This is a genomic window from Streptomyces sp. TRM68367 (assembly GCF_014495685.1).
Taxonomy (GTDB): domain Bacteria; phylum Actinomycetota; class Actinomycetes; order Streptomycetales; family Streptomycetaceae; genus Streptomyces.
Genome location: NZ_JACTVI010000155.1, coordinates 1 through 12,711, shown reverse-complemented (window position 1 = coordinate 12,711; position 12,711 = coordinate 1). Strand labels below are relative to the sequence as shown.

9 protein-coding genes and 2 pseudogenes are annotated in these 12,711 nt (G+C 68.9%); 2 read left to right on the top strand and 9 right to left on the bottom strand.

Features of this window, described 5'->3' with window-relative positions; genetic code table 11:
• Positions 1-154: pseudogene (locus tag H8R17_RS42540) on the top strand (IS5/IS1182 family transposase); the annotation flags it as partial.
• 381 nt (positions 155-535) lie between these two features.
• Here the strand turns inward: H8R17_RS42540 and H8R17_RS42535 are convergent.
• From H8R17_RS42535 to H8R17_RS42500, 8 genes are all read right to left on the bottom strand, one after another.
• A complete protein-coding gene (locus H8R17_RS42535; protein ID WP_187828546.1) occupies positions 536-2,929 on the bottom strand; it encodes a discoidin domain-containing protein in 2,394 nt (797 codons plus the stop codon).
• Positions 2,926-4,140: a peptidyl-prolyl cis-trans isomerase gene (locus H8R17_RS42530; protein ID WP_187828545.1), complete on the bottom strand. Its 1,215-nt coding sequence runs from the start codon at positions 4,138-4,140 to the stop codon at positions 2,926-2,928. Before H8R17_RS42530 ends, H8R17_RS42535 begins: the two co-directional genes overlap by 4 nt.
• Positions 4,137-5,582 (bottom strand): alpha-L-fucosidase, encoded by a 1,446-nt coding sequence (locus H8R17_RS42525; RefSeq protein ID WP_316959712.1) that lies wholly within the window; start codon positions 5,580-5,582, stop codon positions 4,137-4,139. The genes H8R17_RS42530 and H8R17_RS42525 overlap by 4 nt, the downstream gene beginning before the upstream one ends.
• Complete coding sequence (locus H8R17_RS42520; RefSeq protein ID WP_187828543.1) at positions 5,579-5,758, bottom strand: DUF6903 family protein; 180 nt, start codon at positions 5,756-5,758, stop codon at positions 5,579-5,581. Before H8R17_RS42520 ends, H8R17_RS42525 begins: the two co-directional genes overlap by 4 nt.
• 52 nt (positions 5,759-5,810) lie before the next feature.
• Entirely contained in the window at positions 5,811-6,692 is an 882-nt protein-coding gene (locus tag H8R17_RS42515) for a carbohydrate ABC transporter permease (protein WP_187828542.1), read from the bottom strand.
• Positions 6,693-6,713: 21 nt separating this feature from the next.
• Positions 6,714-7,715 carry a sugar ABC transporter permease gene (locus H8R17_RS42510; protein WP_316959711.1) on the bottom strand — a complete coding sequence of 334 codons (1,002 nt, stop codon included), beginning with the start codon at positions 7,713-7,715 and terminating at the stop codon, positions 6,714-6,716.
• 92 nt (positions 7,716-7,807) lie between these two features.
• Entirely contained in the window at positions 7,808-9,130 is a 1,323-nt protein-coding gene (locus H8R17_RS42505) for a carbohydrate ABC transporter substrate-binding protein (protein ID WP_187828541.1), read from the bottom strand.
• A gap of 248 nt (positions 9,131-9,378) precedes the next feature.
• Positions 9,379-10,398 (bottom strand): LacI family DNA-binding transcriptional regulator, encoded by a 1,020-nt coding sequence (locus tag H8R17_RS42500; RefSeq protein ID WP_187828540.1) that lies wholly within the window; start codon positions 10,396-10,398, stop codon positions 9,379-9,381.
• An 89-nt stretch (positions 10,399-10,487) separates the two neighbouring features.
• Here H8R17_RS42500 and H8R17_RS42495 point away from each other — a divergent pair, with 89 nt between their 5' ends.
• Positions 10,488-12,332, top strand: a complete 1,845-nt coding sequence (locus tag H8R17_RS42495; RefSeq protein WP_316959710.1) for a beta-galactosidase — start codon at positions 10,488-10,490, stop codon at positions 12,330-12,332.
• A 233-nt stretch (positions 12,333-12,565) separates the two neighbouring features.
• Here H8R17_RS42495 and H8R17_RS42490 read toward each other — a convergent pair.
• A pseudogene (locus H8R17_RS42490) lies at positions 12,566-12,711 on the bottom strand (IS5/IS1182 family transposase); the annotation flags it as partial.

Sequence of the window (12,711 nt, the reverse complement as noted above, 5' to 3'; positions counted from 1 at the left end):
CCGCGGCATCCACGGCGTCTGTGAACGCGCCAACTCCCTGCTCAAGACCACCTTCAAGGCCCTGCGCCGGGTCAGTCTCGACCCCAGCCGCATTACACAGATCGCCGCCGCAGCCCTCGTCCTGCTCCAACTCGAGTACGACCGCAACATCTGAACGCTCACACAACGCCATGATCCGTTACTGGGAAAGGCTCACTGAGTCCGGGCGGTGCAAAAAGCCCCCAGACGGACCGTCACGGCCGCGCTGGGGTCCCGGCGCAAGCCGGTGCAGCGGGTTCAAGGCGCTCCCGCCGGACAGCTGCTTGTCGCTCTTCGTCGGATAAGTGCTGCCCGGGTTGGCAAGGGCGTCTCCGATGTGGTCTGCGACGGCGGCTACTCCGATTACCGGGGGCGAAGCCGGTTTCGGGGCGAGGTGAAACCACAGCCCCTTCCCGAAACCAGCTCGAGGGCCAAGGGCCCCTGCTCGCCGTTCTCCGGGGTGGGGAGATCGGCCCAGCGGAGGCCCTTGGCGCCGCCGCAGCGGCTCCGGCCTGGCCTAATCCCCGGTGTGGTAAACAGCGATCTCGGTCAGCGTCGGCGTGTACTGCTCCGTCGCGATCTGCTGGGTGAGCGCCACCCGGAGCCGGGAGGTCGTGACGTCGCCGAAGCCTGTCACGGTGCGGTCGTGCCCGATGCCGTCGTCGTAGCTCGCGAAGGTCACCCACTGGCCGGTCCCGGGGTCCCACCGCTGCAGTTGGAAGGACTGCACCCGCGGGTTGGTGCCCGAGTCGGTGTACTCGTCCAGGTAGACCTGGTCGAAGGAGGTGCCCGTGCCGAAGTCGATGTCGAGCGTGATCGGGTAGGTCGCGTCATCGGCCGCGGCCCAGCGGGTCGTCAGGTCGCCGTCGGTCAGCTTGTCCGCGGTGAGCGTCCCGTTCGCCCCGGGGTGGGTCGAGCTCGCGGTGACCGGTTTGCCGAGCGCGAGGTCGACGCGGTTGTCCACCTCCTCCTCGATGGGGTCGGTGTCGACCGGGTTGGTGACCTTCCGGCCGATGCGGCTCTCGGCGATGCCTATGTCCGGTGCCTTGCCGTAGTAGATGTGTGTGCCGAGGAAGTCCTTTGTGCCCAGGTGCGGGTTGTAGCGGCCGGCGTCGATGAGCGGCGAGTCCTTGCGGAGGGCGAAGTGTGCCGCCGCTTTTCGGATGTGGTCCACGCCCGCCCCGGTGACGTAGTCGGCGGGGTCACCGACGAACCGTGGGTCGGCCCGCAGTCCCCTCGGGTCGGCCGGTTCCTGGGTGGAGTGGGTGCCGCTTGCCTCGTAGTAGTCGTTGTTGGAGAACACGGCCTGCCGTAGGGCGCCGGTGCGGCGGTACCACGGCGTCGCGGTCGTCTTCGAGGTGTTGTAGAAGATGTTGTTCAGGAAGTAGACGCGGCTCCGGAACGTCTCGTCGTGGACGTAGTCGAGGTCCGCGCCGTCGTAGACGAAGGTGTTGTTCGTGAAGTACGTCGGCGAGTAGTTCGTCGACAGCATGTTCTTCACGAGTACGCCGTTGTCGTTGACGCTGAGGTTGTAGCGGGCTGTCGAGTTGGAGCTGTTGCCCATGTAGGCCATCCAGCCCGCCTGGTTGTCGTGCGAGTAGTTGTACTGGTACGTGACGTTGAAGTTCGTGTACTCCAGGTCCCACGGGGTGCCGTCGAACTCGTCGCTGGGGCCGCCGTAGACCTCGTTGTACTGCATGACCGAGTCCGCGCCCGCCCACAGGTAGAGCGCGCAGGACACGGCGTCGTAGCGCTTCAGATAGCCGTTGACCTCGTTGTACTCGACCGTCATGTTCTTGGTGTTGGCGAGCTGGATCGCGCCCTGGCCGATGCTCTCGGCGTAGTTGTGGCCGATGTAGACATCCCGGCTGTACAGGTCGCGGGTGCGTACCCACAGCTGTTCCCAGCCCTCGTGCCACTTCCCGTTCTCGTCGTACTGGCCCGCGTCCGCGCCGTCGGCGGCGAACCAGTTGAACGCGAACTGGACGGCGTGCAGTTCGACGTTCTCGAAGGTGTTGTCCTCGATCCGGACGTCCTTGAAGTAGTAGCCGCCGGTGCCGTAGTCCTTGTAGCTCTTGCTGCCGAAGACCTGGAAGTCGACGGCGCCGTAGTGGATCTTCTGCCAGTAGCTCGGGCCGTCGATGTTGTGGACGTATATGTCCGAGATGCGGAAGTGGTCCATGATGCTGTCCTCGCCGGGCTTCAGCAGGTCGGCGTTGATCGACACCATGATTCCGTCGCGGACGTAAGGTGCTGCGGGTGTCCCTTTGGTGATGTTGGTCGCGAAGTCGTCGTCATTGGACAGCTCGACGTGGTTGATGTCCCAGTACTGCTGGTTGCGCAGCACGATGGCGCCGGTCAGGCCGACGGTGGCGGGATTCTTCGTGCCGTCCGCGTTGAACGGGCTCGGCACCTTGCCGTTCGTCGCGATGTACGGCAGGCCGGCGCTCGGGTCGCCGTACGCCGAGATGGTGATCGGCCTGCCCGCGCTGCCCGAGCCCTTCGGCCAGAGCTGCTCGTCCTGCCACTGTTCGCCGGCCTTGAGCAGGATGCGGTCGCCGGGCCGGAACGGCGTGGCGTTCGCCTTGGCGAGGGTGCGCCAGGCGGTCTTGGGGGAGGTCCCGGCCGCGTTGTTGTGGCCGTGGGTGGCGTCGATGAAGTAGTCCGTGCCGCCGGTCCTGTTGGGGGTGTTGCCCGGCCAGTTCGGTTTGGCGGCGGCGGGGACGCGGGAGGAGGTGCGGTCCGGGGCAGCGGCGGCGTACGCGGCGGGAACCAGCGAGCCGACGAGCACTGCGGAGAGCAGGGCGGTGAACAGGGTGTTGAGGCTCGCGCGGAGTGCCCGTGCGGAGAACCGCCGATGTCTGGGCGCCGCCTCGTCGACGGGGGGTGGTTCGGTGTCGAAAGGTCTCATTGCTGCACATCCTTTGCGTTGATGGCGTCCACCGCCGAGGTGTCGACATCGATGTCGCTGCCCCTGACCCGGCGTTGGAGGTACTTGTCGAACTTCTCCTCGACGAGCGACTGCCGGATCCGCCCGCGGTAGTCGGCGAACGCCTTGTCCTCGTCGACCTTCTTGCCGTCGAGCTCGTAGTAGGTGATCTGGCCGGTGCCCTTGACGGGGGCGGAGATATGGCCCGGTCGGAGTTTGCCGAGCACCGCCATGAGGTCTTGGTCGTGGGCGTTCAGCCCGGTGGAGCCGCTGCCGCCGTACGTGCCGGTCGTGAGCTTGGCTCCGGGGACCCCGGCGGCGACGGCCGCGAGGCGTTTGGCGGCGGCCACCCGCCGCTGCAGGCGGGCCGCGTAGTCCGCGGAAGCGCCGGCGGGCACCGGCACGACGAGCTGCGAGTACGTGTACGTGGTCGCGTTGGCGCTCCAGGCGTCCCGGTCGGCGTCGAACGCGCGCCGGACTTCGGCGTCGGTGACCCAGAGCGGGTCGCCGGGGTTCGCGCTGAGCCGCTTCTTCAGGTTCGTGGTGAGCTCGGTGAGCCGGTGGGTGTAGTACTCCTCGGGGGAGAACTGCGCGAGGCCATACACGGTCTGGCCCGCTGCGATGGCGTCGGCACGGGACTGGTTCTCCTTGGCCAGGTCGGCCAGGAAGTCCGCGTAGTCCACGGAGTCGACGAGCCCCTGTTGCTTCGCGAGGATGAGCGTGGTCTTGTCCTGCCGGATCTCGTCGAGCGCACGGGTCTCGAGCCGCTGGAGCGCGGTCTTGTCGCCGGCCTTCGCGTTCCAGTCGACCGGGCCCACCAGGTGGTACTTGTTGCGCAGCTCGTTCTGCACGGTCGGGGCGAGTCGCCGCATGTGGAAGAGCAGTTCGTCGCGCGTTACGGGATGCCCGTCGAGGGAGGCGACCTCGTTCTCGGTGCGGTGGTCGCGGAGCAGCGTCACTCCGGTGACCACCAGTGCGGTGAGGGCGATGCACACGCCGGTGACGAGGAGGACGGCCCGGCGCGACGGCCTGCGGGAGGTGTGGGGTGTGCTGGAGGTGCTCGCGCCCCGCGAGGCACGAGGCTTGCGCGAGGCGCCCGGGCGGCGGGAGTTGGTTGGCCTGCCGGCGTTGCTCGGCTTGCGGGCATTGTTCGGCTTGCGCGAGGTGCCCTGCTTGGGCAACGTTCCCTTCATGAGGCCGCCCCGATCGCGGTCACGTGCGCCACGACGGGCGTGTCCCGCGCCTCCGTCACCTCGACCAGTACGGCGTCGACCTCGACCGGCGTAAAGGTCAGGATGCGCTGGTAGCCCACCGCGTGCGCCTCGGCGAGCGTCGTCCAGCGGCCGTCCCGGCGGCCCCGGACTACGACGTGCTCGATGCGCTGTCCCTGCGTGATGTTCTCGCCCACGACGACCGCCTCGACCGGGCGGAGCCGCCCGAACGCGAGTGTCACGCCGGGCCGCGGGTCCGTGCCGTCCGGCCGCCACGGCGTACGCCCTGCCGCGCCGGGCCACGCGGTTGCGACGTCGCCCGGGGTACCGGACGAGACCGTCGTGGCGGTCGCCTCGATCCGCCGCGACCGGAAGTCGTCGATGCGCCGCCCGAGTTGCTCAAGGACCGCCACGTCGGTGTCCCGTATGCGCCCGTCCCGGGCCGGCGGGACGTTGAGCAGGAAGCAGGAGTTGCCGCCGACAGCCCGCAGGTAGATGGTGAACAGCTCGTCCACCGAGCGGACTTGGACGTCCTCGGCCGGGTGGTGGAACCAGCCGGGACGGATCGAGGTGTTGACCTCGGCCGGGTACCAGACCAGGTCGTCCTCGTGCCCGACCAGCGCGGCGCGGCTGCCGAGGTCGCGGTCGTCGCTGCGGACGAGCCGGGCGAAGGTGCCGTCGTCCGCCTTCTGTGAGCGGTCCGCGGTCCGCTCGCCGTCCTGCAGGGCGCGCGGGACCACGCTCCACTCGTCGGGGCGGGTGTCCCCGGCCTCGTTGCCGCACCAGCGGACGTCGGGCCCGCACACGCCGATGACCGCGTCCGGCTGCAACTCCCGTACGACCGCGTAGTACCGCTCCCAGTCGTAGATCTGGCGCTTGCCGTTCGGGCCCTCGCCGTTCGCGCCGTCCAGCCACACCGAGAACACCGGCCCGTACCGGGTGAGCAGTTCGGTGAGCTGGGCGGCGTAGAAGTCGTCGTACGCGGTCCCGGAGCCGTAGGACGCCTCGGTGCGGTCCCAGGGGGACAGGTAGATCCCGAACCACAGGCCGTGCCGCCGGGCCGCGTCGGCGACCTCCGCGACCACGTCGCCCTTGCCGCCCCGCCACGGCGACGAGGCGACCGAGTAGGCGGTGACGTCGCTCGGCCACAGACAGAAGCCGTCGTGGTGCTTGCAGGTGAGGATCACGCCGGTCATCCCGGCGCTCTTGAGCGCCGCGACCCACTGGTCCGCGTCGAGCCCGGCCGGGTCGAAGGCGGCGGGGTCGTCGTGTCCCTCGCCCCACTCGCGGTTCGTCATGGTGTTCATGCCGAAGTGGATGAATCCGTAGAACTCCATTGACTGCCAGGCCAGTTGGCGCTCGCTCGGCCGGACCGCGGCCAGTGCCCGTGCCCGTGCCCGTCCGGACGCCGCGGCCGCGGTCACCGGAACCGCCGGTTGTACGAGGCGAGCAGTGCCAGCAGCCCGCCAAGAGCGGCCAGCATGACCAGGAGGTGACCCCATCCGACCGTCGTTCGCGCGATGACGACGAGCGTGAGGCAGACCGCCGCGACGAGCGTACGGGCGGTGACGAGCAGCGCCGTACGCGTCGATTCCTTCATGACGTTTCCTTCCGCTGATGCCGCGAGGTACTGATGCCGCGGGGGGTGGCGGTCAGCCCTTCACGCCGCCCGATGCGATGCCCTCGATGAGCCGGCGCTGGATGAGCGCGTAGACGATGAGGACGGGAACGATGACGATGACCATGCCGGCGTACAGACGCCCGTAGTCGGCCGCCGCCTTCTGCGCGGTGAACAGGTTGAGCAGTCCGACCTGGAGCGTCTTGTCGTCACCGGGGAGCAGGGTGAGCGAGATGATGAAGTCGTTCCAGTAGGCCAGGAAGTTGAACAGGATCACGGTGGTGACCGCCGGGCGCGCCATCGGGAGCATGATCCTGGTCATGATCCGGAAGCGGGACGCCCCGTCCAGGGCGGCGGCCTCCTCGTACTCGACCGGTATCGACCGGAAGTACGCGGTGAGCAGGTAGATGGTGAACGGGATCGACGTGGCCGCGTAGACGAGTGACAGGACCGCGGGGTTGTCGATGAAGAACCCGCGGGGGAAGACGTCGATGAGCGCGCGGTCCCAGTCGACGAGCATGAGGAAGATCGGTACGACGATGTAGTTGACGTTGACGAAGAGGCCGGCCATGAGCGCGATCTCCACGACGCGGCGGCCGCGGAACTCGTACCGGGCGATGACGTAGGCCGCCGGCACAGAGACCGCCAGGACGAGGACCAGCCCGAGCACCGTGACGAGCACCGAGGTCAGGAAGTACTGACCCATGTGTGCGTCGACGAACGCGGCGACGTAGTTCTGGACGTGCAGGCCCTTCGGCAGCGTCCAGGGGCTGCCGAAGAACTCGCTCTTCTGCTTGAGCGAGGCGAGCAGCACCCAGGCGACCGGCACCGCGATGGCGAGCGCGAGGGCGATGACGAGGGCGTAGGTGAGCGCCCGGCCCGTGCGGGGGCGGGACGACGAGTTGATCGTGGTCATGGTGCCTGTCCTCAAGGGCTCTCAGAACTGGAGTGGTTCGCGCCGCGTCGCCCGGCTCACCAGGAGCGACACGAGGAACGAGAACGCGAAGACGACGACACCGATGGCCATGCCGTAGCCGTACGACGAGTTCGTGTACGCCTGCTTGTACATGTAGTTCAGCAGGACATCGGAGGAGCCGTCGGGCCCGCCGCCGGTCATCGCGCGGACGAGCACGAAGCTGAGGTTCACGGCGCTCATGACGAAGAACGTCAGCGTGGTGCGCAGGCTCTGCCAGATGAGCGGCAGTGTGAGGGCGAAGAACTGCCGGGTGGCGGAGGCGCCGTCGAGCGCGCTCGCCTCGTAGAGCTCCTCCGGGATGCTCGCCATGCCCGCCATGTAGAGGACCATGTAGTAGCCCAGCGACTGCCAGACCATCGCGATCGCGACGGAGTAGAGCACGATCTTCTGGTTGCCGAGCCAGACCTGTTGCAGGCCGTCGAGCGAGAGCAGCCGGAGCGTGCCGTTGAGCAGACCGTTGTCCTGGTCGTACACGGCGGAGAAAATCGCCGCGATCACGACCACCGAGAGCACGTTGGGGATGTAGAGGACGAAGCGGTAGAGGTTCCGCCCGCGCAGCCGCTGCCGGGTCATGATCGCAGCGAGGAACAGGCCCATGCCCATCGTCACGACGGTCACCACCACCAGGAGGGCGACCGTGTTCTGGAACGCACGTATGAACTGCTCGTCGTCGAGGAGGTGGCGGAAGTTGTCGAGCCCCACGAAGCGCTTGTCGGGAGAGAACCCGCCCCAGGTGTAGAGGGACGTCCGGAACACGTTCACGGTCGGGATCACCATGAACACCGCGAAGAGCACCAGCGCGGGCAGCAGGCAGGCGAGCACGAAGCCGGTGTTGCCGCGCCGGCGGCCGACGCGGGCCGGGGCCCGGGCGCCTCGCCGGGAACTCCCGGCGGACGGTGCCTTGCCGGCCGTTTCGGATGTGCCGTTCGTCGAGCCTGGGGGTGGGCTGGAGAGGGTCGTCACCGTGCCGGTCCTTGGGTCGATCGGCGGAATCGAGGGAGTCGTATGGGAGACACCGGCGGCGGTCCGGGCCGACCGGGCCGCCGCCGGGCACGTCAGTCGCCCGCCTGGCGCAGCTTCTCGCTGGCGTCGTTCAGCGCGGCCTGCCACTTGTCCTCGGTGGTGTCGCCGCTGATGATGCTGTTGGCGGTGTCGAAGAGCGTGGCCTTGATGTCGACGCCCGCGACGGGCGCGGTGCTCGCGAACCCGCCCACGAGCGCGGAGACCGACGGGTCCTCGTACACCTTGTAGAACTCGGCGTTCTCCCCGGTCAGGGTGTCCGCGATGCCCTGGATCGGCTGGATGGCGTTCGACTTGGCGAAGATCTTCGCCGCCTTGTCGGAGTACAGGTAGGCGATGAAGTCCTTGGCCGCGTCCTTGTGTTCGGCGGCCTTGGGGATCCAGGCCGACTCGACCGACGTCGTGATGTAGCGCTTGCCGCCCGCGGTGACCGCCGGCAGCGGCGTCAGGCCCCACTTGAAGCCCTTCGCGCGGGGAGCATCCGCCATCTCGCCGACGATCCAGGTGCCGTTCGGCATGAACAGCGCCTTGTTGTCGAGGATCAGCTGCTGGTTCTTGGTGAAGTCCTGCTCATTGGCGTATCCGACGGTGGCCGGCGCGGCGTAGCTGAGCAGCCGGGTGGTGATGTCCAGGGCCTTCCGGGCGTTCGCCGTCTTCCAGACGTCCTTCTTGTATGTCATGACGTCGGTGTAGAACTGCTCCCCGCCGATGTCCGCGAGGAGCGCGAAGAAGAACGAGTCGAGGTAGCCGGCGGTCGGGTAGGTGAACAGCGGAATGCCCTGCTTCTTGGCCTTGTCGCCGAGCGCGAACATCTCGTCCCAGGTGCTCGGGACCTTCCAGCCCTTCTGCTCGAACAGGCCCTTGTTGTAGAAGAGCCCGGTCGGGGCGTAGTACATCGGCATGAGGTACGTCTGATCGTTGCCGTAGGGGTTGGTGTTGAGGTTGCCGACGATGCCCTTGGTGAGCTTGTCCCCCACGGTCCTGTTCTCACCCGGGACCTTCGCCTTGAGCACCGGTGTGAGGTCCTCGAGGGCCTTGTCCTTGATCAGCGTCTCGGTGAGGGCGGCCTTACGGCCCTGGCCGAGCACGACGACGTCCGGGTACTTTCCCGCCTTCATGTTCGGGGTGATCTCGTCCTCGATGCTCTTCGAGATCTGCAACTGGACATCGATGCCGGGGTGCGAGGCCTCGTACTGCTTGATGACCTGCGTGTACATGGCGCGGCCGTAGCCGCCTTCGAGGGCGGCGACCTTGAGGGTCGTCTTGCCGGAGTCCGAGCCGCTCCCGCCGGACGAACAGCCGGCGAGCAGTCCGAGCACCGTGACCGCGGCGCCCGCGAGGACGAGCGATCTCCTCATGTGGGGTCCTTCCCGTGGACAGTTGCCCACCTGGCTGCGAGCGGTAGAACAGGCCGGGGGCCGGCCCCGTCGGAGGCCACACCGCCGTGACGCCGGACCACCGCGCCTGAGATCTGGACCACAGGGTGATCCGGACGTGTTACGGTGGCACCGATAACATAAAGGCTTACGGTGGCACCGATTCGCATGACGGCGCAAGAGGCCCACCAGAGGCATTTCCGGGAACGGCCGAACAGCTGCCCCGAAGCTCAGCGGGAGCTCGGTGGTGCCGTGGAGGCGCGCACCGACAGTGACACGGTGGCGACGGATGCGTCGACGCCGGCCTCGTCGCCCTCCAGCAGCAGGGCGACGGCCGCCGCGCCGTAGCGGTAGAAGTCCTGCCGGACGGTCGTCAGCGGCGGCGAGTAGTAGGCCGCCAGGGCGATGTCGTCGACGCTCACGATGGACACGTCGCCGGGCACAGACCGGCCGCGCTCCTGCAGCGCGCGGATCACCCCGAAGGCCATCTCGTCGCTCGCGACGAAGACCGCGGTCACCTCCGGGATCATCGCGATGATCTGCCCCTGCCGGTATCCCGAGTCGGGCGACCAGTCCCCTTCGAGGACCGGTGGCGCCTCGATCCCGGCCGCGGCCAGGCACTCCTGCCAGCCCTGCCGCCGCTGGCGGGCCTCGATCCACTCGTCCGGACCGGAGAGGTGCCAGACCTGGCGGTGGCCCAGGTCGAGCAGGTGCTGCGTGGCGACGCGGCCCGCCTCCTGCTGGTCGATGCCGAGCACCCGGGCGTCCGCCGTCCGCGAGCCGTCGAGGGTGACCGTCGGGATGTCGTGGGTGATCTCCTCCATCTTCCGCGTCACGGAGATGAGCGGCACGGCGATGACGAAGCCGTCGACGCCCTGGTCGGCGAGCTTGGACAGGGCCCGCTCCATCAGGCCGGTGTCGAGCGCGGCGATCGTCGCGATGTTCACCGCGTACCCGGCCTCGCCGGCGGCCGCCTCGACGCCGGCGGTCACCGCCGAGCGCGAGTAGTACCCGCCGGACGCCAGCAGGACGAGCCCGATGGTGTGGCTGCGCCCGGAGGACAGCGCCCTGGCGGCGCTGTTGAACCGGTAACCGACCTGCTCCACGGCGGCGAGCACGCGCCTCTTGGTCTCGGGGTTGACGTTCGGCGAGCCGCGCAGCGCACGCGAGACGGTCTGCGCCGACACCCCGGCGGTCCGGGCCACGTCGGCCATGCTCGGCTGCCTCAGCCTCGCGGTGCCCTCGGTCATGGCGCTCCTCTCCCGCGGCCGGCCCGCGACGTCGTTCACCGATCCTATCGAACTTGTTACGTATGGCATCGATAACATAAGCTCGCATGGTGACTGAGCCGCCAACGACACACATCGCTTCGGCCCACACCACGACCGACACGGCGGCCGGCGCCGCCACCAGCGCGCTCACCTGGCACGGGGGCCGCCTGTACCGGCACGGCGTCCCGCATCGCATCCTGTCGGGGGCGCTGCACTACTTCCGCGTCCACCCCGACCTGTGGCGGGACCGGATCCGCCGGCTCGCCGACCTCGGACTCAACACGGTCGACACCTATGTGGCCTGGAACTTCCATCAGACCAGGGAGCACGAGGCGCCGTCCTTCGACGGTTGGCGGGACATCGAGCGGTTCATCCGCACGGTGGGCGAGGAGGGCCTCGACGTCATCGTCCGGCCCGGCCCGTACATCTGCGCGGAGTGGTCCAACGGCGGCCTGCCGAGCTGGCTCACCGGCCGGGACGTCGCGGTCCGCAGCTCGGATCCGGCGTTCACCTCCGCCGTCGGCCGCTGGTTCGACGCGCTGGTCCCGCGCATCGCCGCGCTCCAGGCCGCCGAGGGCGGGCCGGTCGTGGCGGTGCAAGTGGAGAACGAGTTCGGCAGCTACGGCGACGACCACGCCTACCTCCTCTGGAACCGCGAGGCGCTTTCCACCCGGGGCATCCGGGAGTTGCTGTTCACCGCCGACGGACCCACCGAGCTCATGCTGGACGGCGGCACCCTGCCCGGGACCCTGACGGCCGTCACCCTCGGCTCCAACCCCGACGCCGCCCGGCGGCTCCTCGCAGCCCGGCGACCCGACGAACCGTTCCTGGTCGCCGAGTTCTGGAACGGCTGGTTCGACCACTGGGGCAAGCGGCACCACGTCCGCGAGGTGGACAGCGCGGTCGGCACCCTGCGCGGCATCATCGCCGACGGCGGCAGCGTCAGCATCTACATGGCGCACGGCGGCACCAACTTCGGGCTCTGGGCGGGCGCCAACGACCACGAGGGCCGACTCGAGCCCATCGTGACGAGCTACGACTCCGACGCGCCGATCGCCGAGGACGGCACGCTCACCCCCAAGTTCTTCGCCATGCGCGAGGCACTCGGCGTCGCCCGTGGCCCCCTCCGTTCACCCGAGCGCACGCCGAAGCTCCCACCGACCCGCGTCCCGCTCGTCCACCACGCCGACCTGCTCGCCGGCCTCCGCGCCGTGCCCGCCCCGACCTCGACCGCCCCGCGCCCCGCATCCTTCGAACAACTCGGCCTCGACGCGGGCATGGTCCTGCACACCGCGCACCCGCGCATCCCGGCGGGCGAGCACCGCCTGACCCTCACCGACGTGCGCGACCGGGCGCTGGTCTTCGCCGACGGCGCCCTCCTCGGCGTCGCCGATCCCGAGGCCCCGGAACTCCCCGTCCACGGCACCGGCGACGTCGTACGACTGGAGGTCCTGGTCGAGAGCCTCGGCCGGGTGAACTACGGCCCGGGCATCGGCCGGCCCAAGGGCCTGCTCGGCCCCGTCCTCGTCGACCGGCGCATCGTGCAGGGCTGGGCCAGCACGCCGGTCGCCCTGCAGGAGTGGTCCGCCCAGGAACTGGCCGGCGTGGTCGCCGTCGGCCCGGCGACCACGCAGGCCGGGTTCGCCGTCGCGGAGTTCCACGCCGACACACCCGCGGACATTTTCCTCGCACTGCCGGGATCGGGCCGCGGCCTCGTCTGGGTCAACGGCTTCCTGCTCGGCCGCTACTGGGCGATCGGGCCCCAGGTCACGCTGTACTGCCCGGCACCGTTGCTGCGCGCGGGCGAGAACAGCGTGACGGTCCTGGAGCTGGAACGGCTGGGCGGGGTCCTGGAGTTGCGGGACCGTCCTGAGTTGGGGCCGCCGGAGGAGTACGTGGAGGAGTTCGGGTGACGGGGTCCGTATGCGGCCGGCATCCGTATGAGGCCGGCGCCAGTGGGGCCCACCGGGTCGGACTGGCCGCCGCTCTCTGCTGCTACAAGCGCCTCATCTGCCTCACCACGTAGGACATGGTCCAAGGCGCCTCCTGGCCCGCCACAACCCGCCGGACCGGCAGAAGGCGGCCACGGGTACCGAAGATGCCATTGAGCCTTTCCCAGTAACGGATCATGGCGTTGTGTGAGCGTTCAGATGTTGCGGTCGTACTCGAGTTGGAGCAGGACGAGGGCTGCGGCGGCGATCTGTGCTGGGGTCGAGACTGACCCGGCGCAGGGCCTTGAAGGTGGTCTTGAGCAGGGAGTTGGCGCGTTCACAGACGCCGTGGATGCCGCGG